Origin of the sequence: Serratia sp. BFP-2025 (genome assembly GCF_050880365.1) — a bacterium.
Lineage (GTDB): Bacteria > Pseudomonadota > Gammaproteobacteria > Enterobacterales > Enterobacteriaceae > Serratia > Serratia surfactantfaciens.
In genome coordinates this window covers 3,102,868-3,122,773 of the sequence record NZ_JBPAFV010000001.1, presented here as the reverse complement: position 1 = coordinate 3,122,773, position 19,906 = coordinate 3,102,868, and the positions used below count along the sequence as shown (strand labels likewise).

Annotated in this window: 16 protein-coding genes; 12 read left to right on the top strand and 4 right to left on the bottom strand. The window is 62.1% G+C overall.

Annotated features, from left to right (window positions below; translation table 11 throughout):
- Nucleotides 1-141 precede the first annotated feature (141 nt).
- The 6 genes from ACRAWE_RS14970 (at nucleotide 142) to ppnP (ending at nucleotide 7,895) form a co-directional block, all read left to right on the top strand.
- A complete protein-coding gene (locus ACRAWE_RS14970; RefSeq protein WP_063918824.1) occupies nucleotides 142-2,829 on the top strand; it encodes a TonB-dependent receptor in 2,688 nt (895 codons plus the stop codon).
- A gap of 78 nt (nucleotides 2,830-2,907) precedes the next feature.
- Nucleotides 2,908-3,474, top strand: coding sequence for a heme acquisition protein HasA (locus tag ACRAWE_RS14965; protein WP_004940479.1), 567 nt, complete (start codon nucleotides 2,908-2,910; stop codon nucleotides 3,472-3,474).
- Nucleotides 3,475-3,546: 72 nt separating this feature from the next.
- Entirely contained in the window at nucleotides 3,547-5,331 is a 1,785-nt protein-coding gene (locus ACRAWE_RS14960; RefSeq protein WP_432525528.1) for a type I secretion system permease/ATPase, read from the top strand.
- A complete protein-coding gene (locus ACRAWE_RS14955) occupies nucleotides 5,328-6,659 on the top strand; it encodes an HlyD family type I secretion periplasmic adaptor subunit (protein WP_019454230.1) in 1,332 nt (443 codons plus the stop codon). Before ACRAWE_RS14960 ends, ACRAWE_RS14955 begins: the two co-directional genes overlap by 4 nt.
- A gap of 2 nt (nucleotides 6,660-6,661) precedes the next feature.
- A complete protein-coding gene (locus ACRAWE_RS14950) occupies nucleotides 6,662-7,453 on the top strand; it encodes an energy transducer TonB (RefSeq protein WP_432525527.1) in 792 nt (263 codons plus the stop codon).
- 151 nt (nucleotides 7,454-7,604) lie between these two features.
- Nucleotides 7,605-7,895: a pyrimidine/purine nucleoside phosphorylase gene (ppnP, locus tag ACRAWE_RS14945; protein WP_004940463.1), complete on the top strand. Its 291-nt coding sequence runs from the start codon at nucleotides 7,605-7,607 to the stop codon at nucleotides 7,893-7,895.
- Nucleotides 7,896-7,960: 65 nt separating this feature from the next.
- Here ppnP and rdgC read toward each other — a convergent pair whose 3' ends face one another.
- Nucleotides 7,961-8,872, bottom strand: a complete 912-nt coding sequence (gene rdgC / locus ACRAWE_RS14940) for a recombination-associated protein RdgC (protein WP_004940461.1) — start codon at nucleotides 8,870-8,872, stop codon at nucleotides 7,961-7,963.
- Between the two features lie 217 nt (nucleotides 8,873-9,089).
- Between rdgC and mak the strand changes: the two genes are divergently transcribed.
- The 3 genes from mak (at nucleotide 9,090) to ACRAWE_RS14925 (ending at nucleotide 10,723) form a co-directional block, all read left to right on the top strand.
- Nucleotides 9,090-10,004, top strand: a complete 915-nt coding sequence (gene mak, locus ACRAWE_RS14935; RefSeq protein WP_063919577.1) for a fructokinase — start codon at nucleotides 9,090-9,092, stop codon at nucleotides 10,002-10,004.
- A 102-nt stretch (nucleotides 10,005-10,106) separates the two neighbouring features.
- Nucleotides 10,107-10,340: a type II toxin-antitoxin system Phd/YefM family antitoxin gene (locus ACRAWE_RS14930; protein WP_019454227.1), complete on the top strand. Its 234-nt coding sequence runs from the start codon at nucleotides 10,107-10,109 to the stop codon at nucleotides 10,338-10,340.
- Complete coding sequence (locus ACRAWE_RS14925; protein ID WP_019454226.1) at nucleotides 10,337-10,723, top strand: type II toxin-antitoxin system VapC family toxin; 387 nt, start codon at nucleotides 10,337-10,339, stop codon at nucleotides 10,721-10,723. Before ACRAWE_RS14930 ends, ACRAWE_RS14925 begins: the two co-directional genes overlap by 4 nt.
- Here the strand turns inward: ACRAWE_RS14925 and licT are convergent.
- From licT to sbcD, 3 genes are all read right to left on the bottom strand, one after another.
- On the bottom strand, nucleotides 10,720-11,568 hold the full coding sequence (gene licT, locus ACRAWE_RS14920; protein WP_432525526.1) for a BglG family transcription antiterminator LicT: 849 nt from the start codon (nucleotides 11,566-11,568) through the stop codon (nucleotides 10,720-10,722). The genes ACRAWE_RS14925 and licT overlap by 4 nt on opposite strands.
- Before the next feature lie 232 nt (nucleotides 11,569-11,800).
- Entirely contained in the window at nucleotides 11,801-15,052 is a 3,252-nt protein-coding gene (sbcC, locus tag ACRAWE_RS14915) for an exonuclease subunit SbcC (protein WP_432525525.1), read from the bottom strand.
- Nucleotides 15,049-16,281: an exonuclease subunit SbcD gene (sbcD, locus tag ACRAWE_RS14910; protein WP_019454223.1), complete on the bottom strand. Its 1,233-nt coding sequence runs from the start codon at nucleotides 16,279-16,281 to the stop codon at nucleotides 15,049-15,051. The genes sbcC and sbcD overlap by 4 nt, the downstream gene beginning before the upstream one ends.
- Before the next feature lie 215 nt (nucleotides 16,282-16,496).
- Between sbcD and phoB the strand changes: the two genes are divergently transcribed.
- The 3 genes from phoB to ACRAWE_RS14895 are packed head-to-tail and all read left to right on the top strand — an operon-like array spanning nucleotide 16,497 to nucleotide 19,504.
- Nucleotides 16,497-17,186, top strand: a complete 690-nt coding sequence (phoB, locus tag ACRAWE_RS14905; RefSeq protein ID WP_004940438.1) for a phosphate response regulator transcription factor PhoB — start codon at nucleotides 16,497-16,499, stop codon at nucleotides 17,184-17,186.
- A gap of 24 nt (nucleotides 17,187-17,210) precedes the next feature.
- Nucleotides 17,211-18,527 carry a phosphate regulon sensor histidine kinase PhoR gene (gene phoR / locus ACRAWE_RS14900; RefSeq protein ID WP_019454221.1) on the top strand — a complete coding sequence of 439 codons (1,317 nt, stop codon included), beginning with the start codon at nucleotides 17,211-17,213 and terminating at the stop codon, nucleotides 18,525-18,527.
- A 14-nt stretch (nucleotides 18,528-18,541) separates the two neighbouring features.
- Nucleotides 18,542-19,504 (top strand): PstS family phosphate ABC transporter substrate-binding protein, encoded by a 963-nt coding sequence (locus ACRAWE_RS14895; RefSeq protein WP_019454220.1) that lies wholly within the window; start codon nucleotides 18,542-18,544, stop codon nucleotides 19,502-19,504.
- Nucleotides 19,505-19,906 lie beyond the last annotated feature (402 nt).

Sequence of the window (19,906 nt, the reverse complement as noted above, 5' to 3'; positions counted from 1 at the left end):
CGGGACGCCCGTTTCGCCGCTATTTTCACTTTCTGTAAAAAATCTTTACGGGTTTTCACCCTCCGGAACGTCCTTATGTTTAAACGAGATTGATTTCCATTATCACTTGGTTTGGCATTCTTTCGGGTGGAACACACACGCATGTTTATTCACAAGGGAACCACGCCGGCCGGCCGTTTGGCCACGGCGGTACGCGCTGCGTTGGCGGCGATGGTGCTGACTCAGCCTGTTGTGGCGATCGCCGCGCAGGCTGAAGCGAGCGGCGCGCAGGCCGCACAGCAAAAGAATTTCAACATTGAGGCGCAGCCTCTGCAGAGCGCCATGCTGCGCTTCGCCGAGCAGGCCGGCATGCAGGTGTTTTTCGACGAGGTGAAGCTCGACGGCATGCAGGCGGCGGCGTTGAACGGCAGCATGAGCGTTGAACAGGGCCTGCGGCGCTTGATCGGCGGCAATCCGGTGGCTTTCCGCCTGCAGCCGCAGGGGCAGATCGTATTGAGCCGGCTGCCGACGGCGAACGGCGATGGCGGCGCGCTGGCGCTGGATAGCCTGACGGTGCTGGGGGCCGGCGGCATGAGCGTCAACGACTGGGTTTACGACGAACCGCGCTCGGTCAGCGTCATCAGCCGCGAACAGATGGACAACCGCCCGGCGCGGCACGCGGCCGATATTCTGGAACAGACCACGGGCGCCTATTCCAGCGTCAGCCAGCAAGATCCGGCGCTGTCGGTCAACATCCGCGGCATACAAGACTATGGCCGGGTGAACATGAATATCGATGGCATGCGGCAGAATTTTCAAAAGAGCGGTCATGGCCAGCGTAACGGCACCATGTATATCGATTCCGAGCTGCTGTCCGGCGTAACCATCGACAAGGGCACCACCGGTGGCATGGGCAGCGCCGGCACGCTTGGCGGCATCGCGACGTTCAATACCGTCAGCGCGAGCGATTTCCTGGCGCCGGGCAAAGAGCTGGGCGGCAAGCTGCACGCCAGCACCGGCGATAACGGCACCCACTTCATCGGCAGCGGCATACTGGCATTGGGCAACGAAACCGGCGATATCCTGCTGGCCGCCAGCGAACGCCACCTCGGCGACTATTGGCCCGGCAATAAGGGCGACATCGGCAACATTCGTATCAATAACGACACCGGCAATTACGATCGCTACGCCGAGAGCATCAAGAACAACAAAATCCCCGACACTGATTACCGCATGCACTCGCGACTGGCCAAGGTGGGCTGGAACCTGCCCGCCAACCAGCGCCTGCAGCTGAGTTATCTGCAGACCCAGACCGCGTCGCCGATCGCCGGCACGCTGACCAACCTGGGCACCCGGCCGCCCTATGAACTGGGCTGGAAGCGCACCGGCTACAGCGACGTGATGGCGCGCAACGCGGCGTTCGACTATAGCCTGGCGCCGGAAGGCGTCGACTGGCTCGATTTTCAGGCCAAGCTGTATTACGTCGATACTCAGGACGACAGCGATACCTACAGCACCAGCACGCTGCTGAACAACGGCTACGCGACGCGCACTCGCCTGCGCACCTATGGCGCACAGGCGCAAAACACCTCGCGTTTCAGCCTGGCACCGGGGCATGACTTCCGCGCCAACTACGGGCTGGAGTTCTATTACGACAAGGCCACCAGCGACTCTTCCCGTCAGGGCATGGAAGGGGTAACACCGGCCGGCAACCGCTCGGTCGGCAGCCTGTTCGCCAACCTGACCTACGACTACGACGGCTGGCTGACGCTGGAAGGCGGGCTGCGTTACGACCGCTATCGCCTGCGCGGCCAGACCGGTCTGAGCTACGCCGACTTCCCGTATACGGCGGAGAATCCCTGTAAACAGCTGCGGCTGCGTAACTGTCTGGCGACCACCACGCAGCAGGAGTGGAACGTCGATCGCGATCAGGGCAAGCTGTCGCCGACGCTGGCGCTGGCGGTGCGTCCCGGCGTGGAGTGGCTGGAGCTGTATACCACCTACGGCAAATCCTGGCGGCCGCCGGCGATCACCGAAACGCTAACCAACGGCAGCGCTCACAGCACCTCTACGCAATATCCCAACCCCTTCCTGCAGGCCGAGCGCTCGCGCGCCTGGGAAGTGGGGTTCAACGTGCAGCAGCCGGATCTGTGGTTTGAGGGCGATCGATTGGCGGCCAAGGTGGCTTATTTCGACACCAAAGTGGATAACTACATCAACCTGGCAATTAACCGCGACAAGCCGGGGCTGGTGCAGCCGAGCATCGGCAACGCCGCCTACGTCAACAATCTGTCGAAAACCCGTTTCCGCGGGCTGGAGTACCAGCTCAACTATGACGCCGGGGTGTTTTACGCCGACCTGACCTACACCCACATGATCGGTAAAAACGAGTTTTGCTCCAGGAACGCCTGGCTGGGCAATCGCCTGCGTTACGGCGCCAACTCCCGGCCGGGCAACTTCTACGCGGAGCAGGATCCGACGGCGAATGACGCCGTGTCCTGCGACGGCGGCTCGCAGTTCGGCACCGCCGCTTACCTGCCGGGCGATCGCGGCTCGGTGACGCTGGGCGGCCGCGCTTTCGATCGCAAGCTGGACGCCGGGGTGACCGTGCGCTTCGCGCCGGGCTATCAGGACAGCTCGGTGCCGTCCAACTACCCGTATCTGGCCGACTGGCCGAAATACACCCTGTTCGATCTGTACGCCAGCTACAAACTGACCGACAGCCTGACGCTGCGCGGCTCGGTGGAGAACCTGACCAACCGCGCCTACGTCGTCAGCTACGGCGAGACGCTGGCCAATACCCTGGGGCGCGGCCGCAGCGTGCAGGGTGGGGTGGAGTACCGTTTTTAAGCAGTAAAAGGGCGTTGCTCATCGTTGAGCACAGAGGTCGCCTCGCAAGGGGCGCCGTTCATCAATGGAGATAGAGAAATGGCATTTTCAGTCAATTATGACAGCAGTTTCGGCAGCTACAGCATCCATAACTATCTGAACGAGTGGGCGTCGTCGTTTGGCGATATCAACCACACCAACGGTAATGTCACCGACTCCAACAGCGGCGGTTTCTACGGCGGCAGCCTGTCCGGCAGCCAATATGCCGTGACCAGCACCGCCAATAACATCACCTCGTTCGTGGCGGGCGGCAACCTGACCTACACCCTGTTCAACGCACCGGCGCACACCCTGTACGGTCAACTGGATTCCCTGTCGTTCGGCGACGGCCTGAACGGCGGCGGCTCTACGCCGTACAACATCCAGGTGCCTGACGTCAGCTTCGGCGGCCTGAATCTCAGCAGCCTGCAGGCGCAGGGCCACGATGGCGTGGTACACCAGGTGGTGTACGGCCTGATGTCCGGCGATACCGGCGCGCTGGAAACCGCGCTGAACGGCATCCTCGACGACTACGGTCTGAGCGTCAACTCCACCTTCGATCAGGTGGCGGCGGCGACGGCGGTGGGCGTGCAGCACGCCGACAGCCCGGAATTGCTGGCGGCCTGATCGCGGCCGTTTGCCCGCCGGCGCCGCGTGCCCCGGCGGGCGTTTTCTCGTTTTTAGCCGATGGAAAACGCCATGAAAAACGCCGTCAGGCGCGGAGAAGTGATGAGCGTGCTGGGCGCATACCGGCGCGGATTTTGGGGCATTGCGCTGTTTACCGCAGTGATCAACCTGCTGATGCTGGCCCCGGCGCTGTACATGCTGCAGGTCTACGATCGCGTGTTGCCGTCGGGCAACCGCATGACGCTGGCGATGCTGACCCTGATGGTGGTCGGCCTTTATCTGTTTATGGGGCTGCTGGAGTGGGTGCGCAGCCAGGTGGTGATCCGCCTTGGCGCCCAGATGGATATGCGCCTCAATCAGCGGGTCTACGACGCCGCCTTCGAAACCAACCTGAAAACCGGCAACCCGCTGGCGGGGCAGGCGCTGAACGATCTGACCAACCTGCGCCAGTTCGCCACAGGCAATGCGCTGTTCGCCTTTTTCGATGCCCCCTGGTTCCCGGTTTATCTGCTGGTGGTTTTTCTGCTCCATCCCTGGCTTGGCGCGTTGGCCAGCGCCGGGGTGATCGTGCTGGTGCTGCTGGCCTGGCTCAACCAGCGGGTGTCGCAGGCGCCGCTGGCGGAGGCCGGCCGCGTCGCGCTGAGCGCCACGCAACAGGCCAACGGCAACCTGCGCAATGCCGAAGCCATCGCCGCCATGGGCATGTTGACCGACTTGCGCCTGCGCTGGCTGCGGCAGCATCAGCAGTTCCTGCTGCTGCAGAACCGCGCCAGCGAGAAAATCGCCGCGGTCACTGCCTGGTCGAAAACCGTGCGGCTGGCGCTTCAGTCGCTGATGTTGGGCTGCGGCGCGCTGCTGGCGGTCAACGGCGACATTACGCCGGGCATGATGATCGCCGGATCGATCCTGATCGGCAGGGTGCTGGGGCCGATCGATCAGCTGATCGGCGCCTGGAAGCAGTGGTCATCGGCGCGCCAGTCCCTGCAGCGGCTGGAGGTGATGCTGGCCGCTAACCCGCCACGAATGCCGAGTCTGCCGCTGCCGGCGCCCGGCGGTACATTGGCCGTGAATCAGCTGACCGCCAGTGCGCCAGGCGGCACGGCGCCGGTGTTGCACGGCGTCAGTTTTCGTCTGGAGGCCGGCGAGGTGCTGGGCGTGATTGGCGCGTCCGGCTCCGGCAAAACCCTGCTAATGCGCCAACTGGTTGGCGCGCTGACGCCGCTCAGCGGCGACGTGCGGCTGGACGGTGCAGACATTCAGCAGTGGGACAAGCAACAACTCGGGCCGCATATCGGTTACTTGCCGCAGGATATCCAGCTGTTCGCCGGCACCCTGACGGACAACATCGCTCGCTTTGGGCAGGTCGACGCCGAGAAGGTGGTGGCCGCGGCGGCGCTGGCCGGCGTGCATCAGCTGATCCTGCATTTACCGAAAGGCTATGAGACCGAGCTGGGTGAAGGCGGCAGCGGCCTGTCCGGCGGCCAACGTCAGCGGGTGGCGCTGGCGCGCGCGCTGTATGGATCTCCGGCGCTGGTGGTGCTGGACGAACCGAACGCCAACCTCGATCGCGAAGGGGAAGGGGCGCTGCAGCAGGCGATCGAAGCGCTGAAGGCGCGTGGCACCACCATCGTGTTGGTGACCCACAAACCGGCGATCCTGGCGGCCACCGACAAATTGCTGGTGCTGAGCGCCGGCCAGATACAGCACTTCGGCCCCAGCGACGCCATCCTGAAAAAACTGCCTGGTTTTGCGCCCGCCGCTGCCGCTGCATCGGCCAATGCCGGGCGCAGCAACGGCGGCTTCAACGTCAATTACGCCAACTTCGCCAAAACGGCCAGCGGTGAACGAAAAGTATGAGCAATCAGAGTGTGATTCCCGGCGATATCGACACCCTTTCCCGGCAGTTCGACGAAGGTCGCTACCTGCGGCTGGGAGGCTGGCTGGTGGTGCTGGGGTTTGGCGGTTTCCTGCTGTGGGGGCTGTTGGCGCCGCTGGACAAAGGCGTGCCGGTTTCCGGCAGCGTGGTGGTGGCGGGCAATCGCAAGGCGGTGCAGCACCCGAGCGGCGGCGTGGTGTCGCAGATTCAGGTGCATGAGGGCGACCGGGTCAGCGCCGGGCAGGTGCTGTTGTTGATGGATACCGTCGACAGCCGCACCCAGCGCGATGCGCTGCGCAGCCAGCAGTTGAGCAATGCCGCACAGCAGGCGCGGCTGCAAGCCGAGCGCGACGGCCTGCAAGCGATCGCTTTCCCGCCATCGCTGCAAGCGCGGCGAGAAGAGCCGGAAGTGATGTCACTGATGCTGCTGCAACAGCAGCTGTTCACCAGCCGCCGTGCGGCACTGCAGAGCGAGCTGGCGGCGATCGCGGAAAGCATCGCCGGATCGCAGGCGATGTTGGAAGGGGTTCGGCAGTCTTATGCCAGCAAACAGCGGCAAAAGGCCATGCTGCAGGAGCAGCTGGGCGGCATGCGCAAGCTGGCGGCGCAAGGGTATGTGGCGCGCAATCGGCTGCTGGATCTGGAGGGGCAGCATGCGCAGATCGATGGCCAGGCGTCCGAGGACAGCGGCAATATCGGCCGTCTGGGGCGCCAGATCCTGGAGCTGAAACTGCGGGCGATCCAGCGGCGGGAAGAGTATCAGAAAGAGGTCAGCAGCCAGCTGGCCGAGGTGCGGATGAAACTGGACGAGCTGGATAACCGCCTGGCCAAGGCGGAAGCCGATTTGGGGCATACGCAGGTGAAAGCGCCGGTGGCGGGCACCGTGGTGGGGTTGAGCGTGTTCACCGAAGGCGGCGTGATCGGCGCCGGTCAGCAGCTGATGGAGATCGTGCCCAGCGATCGCGGGCTGCAGGTAGAAGCGCGCATCCCGGTCGAGTTGATCGATAAAGTGCAGGTGGGGTTGCCGGTCGAGCTGTTGTTCTCGGCGTTCAACCAAAGCACCACGCCGCGCGTCGAGGGAGAAGTGACGCTGGTCGGGGCCGATCGCCTGACCGACGAGAAAAGCGGCGCGCCTTATTACAGCGTGCGCGCCAAGGTCAGCGAAGAAGGATTGCGACGCTTGAGCGGGTTGGAAATCCGCCCGGGGATGCCGGTCGAAGGCTTCATCCGCACCGGTGAGCGTTCGATGATGAACTATCTGTTCAAACCGCTGACCGATCGCCTCCATTTGGCGCTGACGGAAGAGTGAGCATGTCGGTTTCGCCGCTGCCTTTCGCCGCGCCCGGTGCCACCATGCCCTGGCGCCGTTGTCTGGTGTTGGTGCTGGCGCTGCATCTGCTGGTTGTAGCGCTGCTTTGGCCCTGGCGAGACAAGGCCGAGCCGCCGTGGGTACCGCCACCGGCGGTGATGGTGCTGATGGCCGCCGCACCGCAGGCCCCGGCCGAGGCGAAACAACCGCCGGGACAAAGGACGCTGCCGCCTCAGGTTGAACCGCCGGCGCCACCGGAGCCGTTGCCGCTAGTGAAAGTGCCCGACGCCGCGCAGCCGAACATCGCCGTGCCGCCGAAACAGAAAAAACCGCCTAAGCCGGTGAAAAAAAACAACCTGCCCCGCACGCCGCCGCAGGAGAGAACCATCGCGCCGCCGAGGGTTCAGGATCACAACGTCGGCGCGCCGCCGCCGGGCCGCGCGGATAAAACGGCCGCGCCGCAAACTCGCCTGACTCCCTATGCTCAGGCGGGGGAGGACAACTGGCGCAGCCGCATCAGCAGCCGCCTGAATCGCTTTAAGCGTTATCCTAAAGACGCATTGCGGCTGAAGCGCCAGGGCGTCGGGCAGGTGCGTTTCACGCTGGACAGACAGGGCCACGTGCTGGCGGTGACGCTGGTCAGCAGCGCCGGGCTGCCGTCGCTGGATCGCGAAATCCAGGCGCTGGTCAAACGCGCTTCGCCGCTGCCCACGCCGCCGTCGGACGCCTACGTCAACGGCACGGTGGAATTGACGCTGCCGATCGATTTCAGTTTGCGCGGCGCGGGTTTTTGACGCGGTTGTTTCATGGCGATGGCCTGAGCGTGACGCACGGAAACCTTTGCCTCTGCGCCGCGATCGCATTTCGCGCGAAAAACCAGTGACAGATCAACCGCAATCCCCCAATATGGATTTTCCATCAAGATGATTACGCGGGTGCCAGTCTATGCTGAAAGTGAATGAGTATTTTGCCGGAAAAGTGAAGTCTATCGGTTTTGACAGTAGCAGCATCGGTCTTACCAGCGTGGGTGTGATGGAAGAGGGCGAATACACCTTCTCCACCGCGCAGCCGGAAGAAATGACAGTGATCACCGGGGCGCTGAAAGTGCTGCTGCCGGGAGCGCCGGACTGGCAAGTGTTTACGCCGGGCGAGAAGTTCTTCGTGCCGGGGCACAGCGAGTTCAACCTGCAGGTGGCCGACGCCACCGCCTATCTGTGCCGCTACCTGAGCAAATAAATTTTGTTCGCTAGGGGAACGCAGGGCTCAGCGGATGCTGGGCCCTAGTCATTTCTGAGGCGAGATTAACGCTGGGCTTCGCCGCCGAGCGCTTCGATGGTGTTTTTGATCAACGCCGCCAGCTCGCTGGTCATCAGGATAAAGTCGGCGTCAAAGCGCTGGGCGAAGTCGTCGCGATCGATGTCGTCGTTCTGTTCGCGCAGCGTGTCGGCGAACTTCAGGCGCTTGAGCGAGCCGTCGTCCGACAGCATCAGCTGGATGCGCTCTTGCCAGTCCACCGCCAGCTTGGTCACCAGCTTGCCGGCTTCGATGTGCACCGCGATTTCGTCGCTGATCAGATTCTGCTTCTTGCAGCGGATTACGCCGCCTTCTTCCAGAATCGCTTTCAATTCCGCTTCATCCTGAATGGCGAAGCCAGCCGGCATCTCACCGGAACGCACCCATTCGGTCAGCGTCAGTTCGATCGGGCTTTCCATGGTCAATGGCACCACCGGCAGCGAGCCGAGGCTCTTGCGCAGCAGCGCCAGCGTGTCTTCGGCGCGTTTGGCGCTGGCGGCGTCGACCATGATCAGATCGTTGACGGTGTCTATCCACATGAAGGTCTGGTTGAAGCGGCTGAACGCGCGCGGCAGCAGGCTGTGCAGCACTTCATCCTTCAGCGCGTCCTTCTCGGTTTTCTTCAGTTTGCGGTGTTGCTCCGCTTCCAGGCGCTCAATCTTGGCCTGCAGCTCTTGCTTGATCACCGGCGACGGCAGGATTTTCTCTTCCTTGCGCGCGCAGATGACGATCTGGCCGTTGACCGCGTGCGTCAGCGCATCGCTGTGCGAGCCCATCGGGGAGACCCAGCCGGTCTTCGCCATGTCCTGGCTGCCGCACGGCGTGAAGGCGAACGCGCTGAGTTGTTTTTCCATTTCATCCGCGTTTAACGCCACTTCGCGGCTCAAACGGTAAACCATCAAATTCTTAAACCACAGCATAATGTTATCCCTGGCTGGGCGTGCGTTCGGCACGCTGATTCGTCAAAAGCAGGGCGGCATGATAACGAATTGACGCTGAAAAATCGCCCCATTCTCTCCGAATTGCGTCGCTTTGCGCATCGGGAAAGGACGGGACGGAGAATGGGAAACAGGTGATTCATTCGCGCGCTTACATTAGGCTGTGACAACGCTGCGCGGCATCGAGGAGAAAAAATACGTGCGCATTGGCATCGACTTGGGTGGAACGAAAATTGAAGTGATCGCGTTGGCGAATGACGGGCGGGAGCTGTTTCGCCATCGCATCGCCACGCCGCGCCATGACTACCGGCAAACCCTGGCGGCGATCGCCGGACTGGTGAAACTGGCGGAGGATCATACCGGCGAACGAGGATCGGTCGGGATCGGCATTCCCGGCACGCTGTCGCCGTTTACCGGGCGAGTAAAGAACGCCAACTCGGTGTGGCTCAACGGCCAGCCGCTGGATAAGGATCTGTCGGCGCTGTTGGCGCGCGAGGTGCGTATCGCCAACGACGCCAACTGCCTGGCGGTGTCGGAAGCCACCGACGGCGCCGGCGCCGGCGCGAAAACCGTGTTTGCGGTCATCATCGGCACCGGCTGTGGCGCCGGCGTGGCGCTGAACGGCCAGGCGCATTCCGGCGGCAATGGCATCGCCGGCGAATGGGGCCACAATCCGCTGCCGTGGCAGGATGACGATGAGCTGCGCTATGCCCGCGAAGTGCCGTGCTACTGCGGCAAGCCGGGCTGCATCGAAACCTTTATTTCCGGCACAGGTTTCGCCACCGACTATGCGCGCCTGAGCGGCAACGCGCTGCAAGGGCATGAGATCATGGCGCTGAGTGAGCGGGGCGATGCGCTGGCGGTGCAGGCGATCGAACGTTACGAAATGCGCTTGGCGAAATCGCTGGCGCACGTGATCAACATTCTGGATCCGGACGTGGTGGTGCTCGGCGGCGGCATGAGCAACGTGGATCGTTTGTACCGCACGGTGCCCGCGTTGGTGAAAAGTTGGGTGTTCGGCGGCGAGTGTGAAACGCCGATCCGCAAGGCGGTCCACGGCGACTCCAGCGGCGTGCGCGGCGCGGCCTGGCTGTGGCCGCAACAGCAGCGCTAAGCGTTGCAACAAAGCGCGAGCAAGCTCGCGCTTTAAACCCTTCCCTGTACAAAAACTGGACGGCGCTTTATGCTTTAGCTAACTTAGCTAAGGAGGACGCGTATGGCAATTCAGGCCAATATGCACGAAGCAAAATCCAATCTGAGCCAGCTGGCGGACAGAGCCGCGGAGGGAGAAACCGTGATTATCGCAAAAGCAGGGAAGCCGTATGTACAGCTGGTCGCCATCAAGGGCGAAGCGCGCCGCCCTGGCGCCGCCAAGGGCAAGTTCACCGTGCCGGCGGATTTCAACGCGGGGGACGCGGCCATTGCGGCGCTGTTTGAGGGCGATGAATGAAGCGCTTGCTGCTGGATACCCACGCATTGCTGTGGTGGCTGATTGATGACGCCTGCCTGGGCGCGAACGCCAAAAGGCAGATCGCCGATCCGGGCAATGCGGTGTACGTCAGCGCGGCCAGCATTTGGGAGATCTCGATCAAGCAGGCGCTGGGTAAACTGGCGCTGCCGGAAGATATCTTTGCGATCATCGAGGCCGAAGATTTTCTGTCGCTGCCGATGGACGCCTTTCACTGCCAACAGGCCGGGCAGTTGCCGCCCTATCATCAGGATCCTTTCGATCGCATGCTGATCGCACAGGCGCAGGCCGAAGGGCTGACGCTGATCTCCGCCGACGCGGTGTTTCCGCAGTACGGCGTGCGGGTGGCGGACGCCCGCCGTTAAGCCGGCTTTTCCTCACTTTCGCTGCGAACCCGTTCGATATGAATGGTCAGGAACATCATCTCTTCCGTGGTGAGCTGATGCTGATAGTGCTTTTCGATGTGGCGGTTGATCTTGCCGGCGCAGGCGAAAGACTCGCGGTATTTCTCTTTCACCACCTGATACAGCGAGTCGTCGTCGCTGTCGACGTAGTTTTTCCCCAGCAGGCGCTGAGCGAAGAACTTCAAATGGGTGACGAAACGGTGGTAGCTCAGGGTTTCCTCGTTGTAATCAAAGCGGAAGTGGTATTTGACCAGGTTAAGGATCTCTTGCATCACGCGGGTGATGTGCAGCGTGTTGTGCATCTCGTCGTTAAGCTGGGCGTTGACCAGGTGCAGGGCGATAAATCCGGCTTCGTCTTCCGGCAGCACGGTATCCAGCCGTTGGGCGATCAGGGCCAGCGCCTCCAGCCCGACGGCGAACTCGGCCGGGTAGAGCTTTTTAATCTCCCACAGCAGCGCATTTTTGATATCCAGCCCTTGCGCATGGCGCTGCAGGGCGAAGTGGATGTGATCGGTCAGCGTGATGTAGACGATGTTATGCAATTTGCCCGGCAGGCGTTCGCGGGCGAGAGTGATAATCCTGTCGGCAGTGGTGACGCAGGCCAGCGGGATCTCGGCGAGCAGCTCTTTATAGCGCTCGGCGATTTCACCGCCGTTATGGGTGAATACCTTTTCGATCAGGCTTTCGTCCAGCGTATCGCCGGGCTTCTTTTTAAAGCCGATTCCTTTTCCCATCACCACCGTCTCTTCCTGACGGTCGTCCAGCGTAATCACCACGTTATTATTGAGTATTTTAGCGATTTTCATGGTTTTTCCCGGTGTTTCAGCATCCTGAAAACGAAAAAACCTGACGCCCGGAAGCGATCCCGGGCGTCAGGTTTTGCCTGTATTTTATGTTTCTGCCCTGCGGCCCTGAGCGGCGGAGGGGATACAGTAACAATCCTATTATGTTGGCATAATAACCCGTGCCCGCTGCGGCTCAACGCTTTTCACCGCGGAGTGCCGCCGCGGTCACACTTCTGCGCCGCGCGCCGCGGGATCATTCCAGCCTGAAGTGCGCTTCCAGCCGGCTGACGCCAAGCCCGTTAACCTTCTTCACCTTGATCTGCACCGGAATACGCTCTTTCATCGCCTCGACGTGGCTGATCACGCCGATGGTTTTGCCGGAGGCGTTCAGGCTGTCCAGCGCATCCAGCGCGGTATCGAGGGTTTCGGCGTCCAGCGTGCCGAAGCCTTCGTCGAGGAACAGCGAGTCGATGCTGGTTTTATGGCTGACCAGATCGGACAACGCCAGCGCCAGCGCCAGGCTGACCAGGAAGCTCTCGCCGCCGGACAGGGTGCGGGTATCGCGCAGCGCATCCGCCTGCCAGGTGTCGACCACCTGCAGTTCCAGCGCATCGCTGGTCTTGCGCTGCAGCAGATAACGTCCGTGCAGCCGGCCGAGCTGGTTGTTGGCCAGGTAAACCAGATGATCGAGCGTCAGCCCCTGAGCGAAGCGGCGGAACTTGTCGCCTTCTTTTGAGCCGATCAGCTGGTTGAGGTAGCTCCAGTCATCGTAGTCTTGCTGGCTGCGGGCGATCTGCTCGAACAGCGCCTGCTGATTGAGGCGGCGGGCGGCGTCGCTTTCCAACTGATTGCGCAGTTCGCCCTGGCGCAGCTGCAGCACCTTCAACTGCTGCGCCAGCTCGGCCAGCGATTGGGTGAGCGCGTCGATATCCGCGTTGGCTTCATCCAGCCCTTCAGGGCGGTTCTGCCGATGCTGCTCCAGCGTTTGCGTCGCCTGTGTCAGCAGGGCGGTGGCCTCTACCTGCCGCTGCTGCAACTGCTCTTTGCGCTGCTGCAATTCGCGGCGCAGGGCGTCGTCCAGCAGCGCGGCGGCGAAGGCGGTTTCATCGACGAATTCGCTGTCGGCCAGCGCCTGCTGCCACTGCTGCTGCGCCTGCTGCAGCCGTTCCTGCATTTGGGCGTATTGCTGTTGTAGCCCGGCCTGTTGGCCTGCCAGGCGTTCGCGCAGTTCCTGCGCCTTTTGCCACTGCTCGGCAGCCTGAACACTGGCCTGTTCGCAGGCGGTTTGTTTGGCGCGCAGCTGTTCGCGCACCTCGGCGATCCGCTGTTCGCCGAACAGCGCCAGCCGCTGCGCACGCCGTTCGGCGAGGATTTTCTCGCCTTCTTGCCAGCGTTGTTGCAGGTCTTGTTGCTGTTGCAGGCTATCGGCGTGGTTTTTTTGCAGCAGCGTAAAGCGCTCTTCGAGCAACGCCAGCTGTTGCTGCGCCTGCTGCTGCTGCGTTTGCAGCGCCGTGAGCGCGTCTTTCGCCTGCTGTACCGCCTGCGCCGATTGTTCATGCTGCTGCAGCGCCTGTTGCCCGCGCCGCTCTCCATCGTCGCAGCCACTCAGCCAGGCGCTGAGCGGCTCGTCATCCGCCAGCGTAAAGTCGAACGCCAGCGGCGCGCTGAGCTGCTGCCACTGCTGCTGTTGGCCGGCCAGCTGCTGTTCATCCTGCGCGATGGTTTGCTGCTGGCGCTGCTGCTGTTCCAGCAGGCTTTCGCAGCGGGTTCGCAGTTCGGTACCCTGGGTTTGCAGTTTCTCGGCCAGGGTGCGCATCTCAACCAACCGCTGCTCCGTCGCCGAAGGCTGCACCGCCTGATATTGCTCCACCGCCGGGTGGGTGGTCGAGCCACACAGCGGGCAGGGGGCGCCACTTTGCAGCAGGGCACGCTCCGCTTCCAGGCTGACGATGCGTTTTTCCAGCTCGTGGATCCGCTCTACTTCCTGCAGCTGCGTCTTGTGTTGTTTGAATTGATGGCGTGCGCTCTCCAGCTGTTGTTGCAGCTCGGCGAGTTGCGTTTGTCGTCCGGCGTGCTCCGCTTGTTGCCGGGTCAGCCGCTCGCGGGTCTGACGGTGGAGGGTGGCGAGCGTGGACAACTGCTGACGCGTTGGACGCAGATCCGCCAGGGCACTCAGGCGCTGGCGCAGCGGGGCCAGCGGCGTTTGCGCCTCCAGCGTTTGCTGCTGCTGCTGTTGAACGGCCAGCGCTTGGGTCAGCGCGTTCAATTGCTGCTGATGCTGTGCGCCCTGCGTCGTCAGTTGATTGCGTTGAACGGTGAGCTGCTCCAGCGCCGCCTGCTGTTGGGCGCACTGCTGCGCGGCAGCATCGCCGGCCTGTCGCCGTTCGGCCTGTGTCGATTGCAGTTGGGCGATCTGATGATCGAGCGGGGCGACCTGCTCATCGATCAGCTGTTGCTGTTGCCGCATGTGCTCGGCATGGGCTTGCTGCGCCAGGCGGGTCTTTTCTACCGCCTGCTGCAGCGGCGCCAGCTGCGCCGACTGCTGTTCCTGCTGCTGCGTCAGCAGGGCCGCTTGCTGCTGTATCGTCTGCAGCTCGGCGCGGCAGCGATCGCGTTCGCCGCGCAGCGGCCGCAATTTTTCGGCCGGTTCGCTGAGCGCCAGCCGGTGAAGCTGTGGGGCGGCCTCGGCCTGTTCGCGTTGGGCGTTTTCCAGCCGTTGCCGCCCCTCGTTTTGCTGTTGCCGGAATCGCTGCCATTGTTGTAACCAGCTCAGCGCCTGTTGCTGTTGCCGGGTTTGCTCGCCGAGAGCGCTTTCCTGCCCGCTCAGCGCCGTCAGCTGTTCGGCCAGGGAGTGGCGCTGTTCGTCGTTCAGCAGCTCGATACCGCTGGCGCGCTGATGCAGCCCATCCAGATCGGTTTTGGCCTGTTTGTGGGATTCGAACACCTGTTCGGACAATCGCCCGTAGATTTCGGTGCCGGTCAGTTCTTCCAACAGCTCGGCGCGATCGTTGGCGTCGGCGTTGAGGAAGGCGGCGAACTGCCCCTGAGACAGCATCATCGACTTGGTGAAGCGGCCGAAGTCCAGCCCGGTGATGGCGGCGGTGATCTCCAGCTTGTCGCGCACTTTGTCCGCCAGGATCTTGCCGTCTTCGCGGCGCGCCAGTTCGACTTTCGGCGCCTGCAGGTTGCCGTCCGGCGCGTTTTTGGCGCGGCGCTGACTCCAGAAGGCGCGATAGCCGACGCCCTTGACCTCGAACTCGACTTCCGCCAACGATTCGGCGGTATGGCGGGTCATCAGTTCATTCTGGCTTGGCGTGACGTTGAGGCGCGGCGTCTGGTGGTATAGCGCCAGGCAGATGGCGTCCAGCAGGGTGGTTTTGCCCGCGCCGGTCGGGCCGGTAATGGCGAACAGACCGTTGCTGGCGAACGGCTCGGCGGTGAAGTCAATCTTCCATTCGCCCTGCAGCGAGTTGAGGTTTTTTAAGCGCAGGCTGAGGATTTTCATGGGTTGTTCTCCTCGGCGTTGTGCTGCACCGCATCGACCACCTGGCGGAACATTTGGCGCATCCGCTGTTGGCGCGTTTCGGGCAGCTCAGTCTCCTGCGCCAGGCGCCGCTCGAACACCTCGTTGACGCTCAGTTCGTTGAGCGTTTCCTTATCCTGCTGTGCGATCGCCTGGCGGCGCTGTTCTTTGCTGCGCCGCAGCAGCACCACTTCCACCGGTAGCTCGTCCGCCAGCAGCTGAATGCGGCGCTGGATGTCGCTGAGGTAGTCCTGCGTCGCCACTTCGATATCCAGCCACACCGGCAGCTCACCGTCATAATCGGCAAACTGGCGCAGCTGCCGTTCGATCTCGGCCAGATCGCCTTTGATCAGCTGCATGGGCTGAAACTGCGGGATCGTTAACGCTTCCACCTGCTGCAAAGCGCCGTCGGCGAAATCGACCATAAAGACGCTTTTGGCTTTGCCCAGTTCATCGAAGCTGAGCGGGATCGGCGAGCCGCTATAGCGAATGTGCTCCGATTTGGCGACGTTCTGCGCGCGGTGGATGTGGCCCAACGCGATATAGTCGGCGGGAGGAAAGGCCTGCGCCGGAAAGGCGTCGAGGGTGCCGATATAGATGTCGCGCACCGAGTCGGAGGTGGTGACGCCGACGGTGGTCAGGTGGCCGGTGGCGACGATCGGCAGCGGCAGGCCCAATTGGTCGCGGCGCTCGCAGGCCGCCTGATACAGCGTTTGGTAATGTTCGGCGATGGCTTCCTGTAACGCCTGCTGTTTCTGCGCGCCGGATTCGCCGGCGCGGCTGGTGAGCAGATCGCGTGGCCGCAAGAACGGGATGGCGCACAGCACCGCGCCCGGCTGGCCGTCGCGCCGGTTCAGCACCAGGATCTGCTGTTCGGGGGCGCCTTGCGCGCTCGCGATCACCGTGGTGTTCAGGCAGGAGAGCAGTTCACGCGATTCGTTCAGCGTCGCCACCGAATCGTGGTTGCCGCCCAGCACCACCAGTTGGCAGCCGGTGCGCTGCAGTTCCACCACGAAGCGGTTGTACAGTTCGCGGGCGTAGCTGGGCGGCGAGCCGGTATCGAACAGATCCCCGGCGACGATCAGCGCATCCACCTGCTGCTGCTCTACCTGTTCGATCAGCCAGTTCAGAAAAGCCTGGTGCTCGGCGGCGCGGCTTTTGGTGAAAAAGTACTGGCCAAGGTGCCAGTCAGAGGTGTGGATCAGGCGCATGACACTCCCGGGTGCAAAGGTAATGGCGATGATTATAAAGGCCGCGGCGCCGGCTGTCCCGGCGCAATGGCGAGGGCAGCGGAATGATTTTTCTTTACTGCGGGAAATAATCGCTATGCTTACTGCCTATAACAGCCGCTTTTTTTCATAAAAGTGTCACAAAACTGACGCATAATGGCGCCCGCAAAGTCGCTAACACATTGGCAGGATTGACGATGGCAAGACGCATACTGGTGGTGGAAGACGAAGCGCCGATCCGTGAGATGGTGTGCTTTGTGTTGGAACAGAATGGTTACCAACCGTTGGAAGCCGAGGATTATGACAGCGCCGTGACGCGCCTGTCTGAGCCGTTCCCTGATTTGGTGTTGCTCGATTGGATGCTGCCCGGCGGTTCCGGCATTCAGTTTATCAAGCATATGAAGCGCGAAGCGCTGACCCGCGATATCCCGGTGATGATGTTGACCGCGCGCGGCGAAGAGGAAGACCGGGTGCGCGGCCTGGAAGTGGGGGCGGATGATTACATCACCAAGCCGTTCTCGCCCAAGGAGCTGGTGGCGCGCATCAAAGCGGTCATGCGCCGTATTTCACCGATGGCGGTGGAAGAAGTGATTGAAATGCAAGGGCTAAGCCTGGATCCGTCCTCTCACCGCGTGATGGCGAACGATCAGGCGCTGGACATGGGGCCGACCGAGTTCAAGCTGCTGCACTTCTTTATGACCCACCCGGAGCGGGTTTATAGCCGCGAGCAGTTGCTTAATCACGTCTGGGGCACTAACGTTTATGTGGAAGACCGTACCGTTGACGTGCATATCCGTCGGCTCCGCAAGGCGTTAGAAACCAGTGGGCATGATAAAATGGTTCAAACCGTTCGGGGCACCGGCTACCGGTTCTCAACGCGCTACTGATCGCGCCGCGCTGGAGAATATGCCGTGTTAGAACGTCTGTCGTGGAAGAGGCTGGCTCTGGAGCTGGCTCTTTTTTGTCTGCCCGCCTTACTGCTGGGGCTGATTTTCGGTTATCTGCCCTGGTTCCTGCTGGCCTCTGCGCTGGCTGCGCTGGTGTGGAATTTCTACAACCAGCTCAAACTCTCCCATTGGCTGTGGATCGACCGCAGCATGACGCCGCCGCCCGGCCGCTGGAGCTGGGAGCCGCTATTCTATGGCCTGTATCAGATGCAGCAGCGCAACCGCCGCCGCCGCCGCGAGCTGGCGCTGCTTATCAAGCGCTTTCGCAGCGGGGCCGAATCGCTGCCTGACGCGGTGGTGATGACCACCGTCGAAGGCAATATCTTCTGGTGCAACGGTCTGGCGCAGCATCTGCTCGGCTTCCGCTGGCCGGAAGACAACGGCCAGCACATCCTCAACCTGCTGCGTTATCCGGAGTTCAGCCACTATTTGCAACAGCAGGAGTTTTCGCGTCCGCTGACGCTGCAGTTGAACAACGAACATTACGTCGAATTCCGCGTGATGCCCTATTCCGAAGGGCAACTGCTGATGGTGGCGCGCGACGTCACCCAGATGCGCCAGCTGGAAGGGGCGCGGCGCAACTTCTTCGCCAACGTCAGCCATGAGCTGCGCACGCCGTTGACGGTGCTGCAGGGCTACCTGGAAATGATGGGCGACGAAGAGCAGGACGGCTCGCTGCGCAGCAAGGCGCTGAGCACCATGCAAGAGCAGACCCGCCGGATGGACGGGCTGGTCAAGCAGCTGCTGACGCTGTCGCGCATCGAGGCGGCGCCCAATGTCGACATGAACGAACGGGTGGATATCCCGCTGATGCTGCGGGTGTTGCAGCGCGAGGCGCAATCGCTGAGCGGCGGCAATCACGAGATCGCTTTCCGGGTGAACGAACAGCTCAAAGTGTTCGGCAATGAAGACCAGTTGCGCAGCGCGGTGTCTAACCTGGTGTACAACGCGGTCAACCACACGCCGAAGGGCACCCATATCGAAGTCAGCTGGCAGCAGACGGCACATGGTGCGCAGTTCCAGGTCAGCGACAACGGGCCGGGCATCGCCGCCGAGCACCTTCCGCGCCTGACCGAGCGTTTTTATCGCGTCGACAAGGCCCGTTCGCGCCAGACCGGCGGCAGTGGGCTGGGGCTGGCGATCGTCAAACACGCGCTCAGCCATCACGACGCGCGGCTGGAGATCCTCAGCGAACCGGGGATCGGCACCCGCTTTATCTTTACCTTACCCAACCGGTTGATTGTTCCGGCCGCTTTATCAGAGAATGCGGTGAAAAATTAACGCGAGACACCGGTATGACCCGAATTACCCGAGGGCTGTTGCTTTGCCTGGCGCTGCTGGCCGGACGTGGCGCACTGGCGCAGCCCGACGGCATGCTGGCGGGCAATCTGTCCAGCGTCGGCTCCGACACCCTGGCGAACCTGATGGCGCTGTGGGCGCAGGACTTCAGCCAGCATTACCCCAACGTTAATCTGCAGATCCAGGCCGCCGGTTCGTCGACCGCGCCGACCGCGTTGGCGGCGGGCGCCGCGCAGCTGGGCCCGATGAGCCGGCCGATGAAGGCGGCCGAGGTTTCGGCGTTCGAACATCGTTACGGCTATGCGCCGCTGGCGGTGCCGGTGGCGGTGGATGCGCTGGTGGTGTTGGTGCATCAGGACAATCCGCTGCGCGGCCTCAATTTGCAGCAACTCGATCGTATTTTCTCCGCCACCCGGCGCTGCGGTGAAAGCCAGCCGCTGACGCGCTGGGGCGAACTGGGTCTGAGCGGCGACTGGGCGACGCGCTCGCTGCAACGCTTTGGCCGCAACTCGGCTTCCGGCACCTACGGCTATTTCAAACTGCGCGCGCTGTGCGGCGGCGATTTTATGCCGCGCGTCAATGAGTTGCCCGGTTCGGCCTCGGTGGTGCAGGCGGTGGCCGGTTCGCTCAACGGCATCGGCTACGCCAGCATCGGTTTTCGCGCCAGCGGCGTGCGGCTGCTGCCGTTGGCGGAGTCGGGGGAGGACTATGTCGCGCCTACCGCCGCCAACGTGCGCAACGATCGCTACCCGCTGTCGCGCTACCTGTATATCTACATCAACAAAGCCCCCAATCAACCGCTGGAGCCGCTGACCGCGGCGTTCCTCGATCGCGTGCTGTCGACCGCAGGACAGAGCCTGGTCAACCACGACGGCTATCTGCCTCTGCCGCCGGCCGCTCTGCAGAAGACCCGCCAGGCGCTCGGGCTGCAGCCGCTTGCGCCGGCCATGATGCAATAAGCGACAAAAAGCGACGTAATTTTCGCCTTTTCTCACGCCGAAATGGAGCTTATGCCACGCGAAAACCGGGCTTTTATTGGCGTTTTCGCGCGGTAAAGTGATATATGCTTCACGTTTCGTGAATTGGCTGTTCAAAAATGATACAAATCATGTAGTGTATATTTATTGATAGCCAATATGATCGACTGGTGGCTAAAGTTTATATGGTCGATAGCTCTGCTTTTCGCCGTGCGTCTTGCCTAGAAGCGCTATAAACGTTTACCTTAGCCCTCGTTGTCGGATTAAACATCCATTTTTATAACTCCTAAAACTTTGCCCATCTTCATGAGCGGCCACTTTCGAATAGGGACATAAACGCCGGAACGATTGCGTTTAGGGTGCTTATTTGGCGCTGCGATGGTC

Bases quoted from the DNA above. Each gene is read 5' to 3' on its own strand.
- ACRAWE_RS14970 (WP_063918824.1), top strand. From the start codon at position 142: ATGTTTATTCACAAGGGAACCACGCCGGCCGGCCGTTTGGCCACGGCG.
- ACRAWE_RS14965 (WP_004940479.1), top strand. From the start codon at position 2,908: ATGGCATTTTCAGTCAATTATGACAGCAGTTTCGGCAGCTACAGCATC.
- ACRAWE_RS14960 (WP_432525528.1), top strand. From the start codon at position 3,547: ATGAAAAACGCCGTCAGGCGCGGAGAAGTGATGAGCGTGCTGGGCGCA.
- ACRAWE_RS14955 (WP_019454230.1), top strand. From the start codon at position 5,328: ATGAGCAATCAGAGTGTGATTCCCGGCGATATCGACACCCTTTCCCGG.
- ACRAWE_RS14950 (WP_432525527.1), top strand. From the start codon at position 6,662: ATGTCGGTTTCGCCGCTGCCTTTCGCCGCGCCCGGTGCCACCATGCCC.
- ppnP (WP_004940463.1), top strand. From the start codon at position 7,605: ATGCTGAAAGTGAATGAGTATTTTGCCGGAAAAGTGAAGTCTATCGGT.
- rdgC (WP_004940461.1), bottom strand. From the start codon at position 8,872: ATGCTGTGGTTTAAGAATTTGATGGTTTACCGTTTGAGCCGCGAAGTG.
- ACRAWE_RS14930 (WP_019454227.1), top strand. From the start codon at position 10,107: ATGGCAATTCAGGCCAATATGCACGAAGCAAAATCCAATCTGAGCCAG.
- ACRAWE_RS14925 (WP_019454226.1), top strand. From the start codon at position 10,337: ATGAAGCGCTTGCTGCTGGATACCCACGCATTGCTGTGGTGGCTGATT.
- licT (WP_432525526.1), bottom strand. From the start codon at position 11,568: ATGAAAATCGCTAAAATACTCAATAATAACGTGGTGATTACGCTGGAC.
- sbcC (WP_432525525.1), bottom strand. From the start codon at position 15,052: ATGAAAATCCTCAGCCTGCGCTTAAAAAACCTCAACTCGCTGCAGGGC.
- sbcD (WP_019454223.1), bottom strand. From the start codon at position 16,281: ATGCGCCTGATCCACACCTCTGACTGGCACCTTGGCCAGTACTTTTTC.
- phoB (WP_004940438.1), top strand. From the start codon at position 16,497: ATGGCAAGACGCATACTGGTGGTGGAAGACGAAGCGCCGATCCGTGAG.
- ACRAWE_RS14895 (WP_019454220.1), top strand. From the start codon at position 18,542: ATGACCCGAATTACCCGAGGGCTGTTGCTTTGCCTGGCGCTGCTGGCC.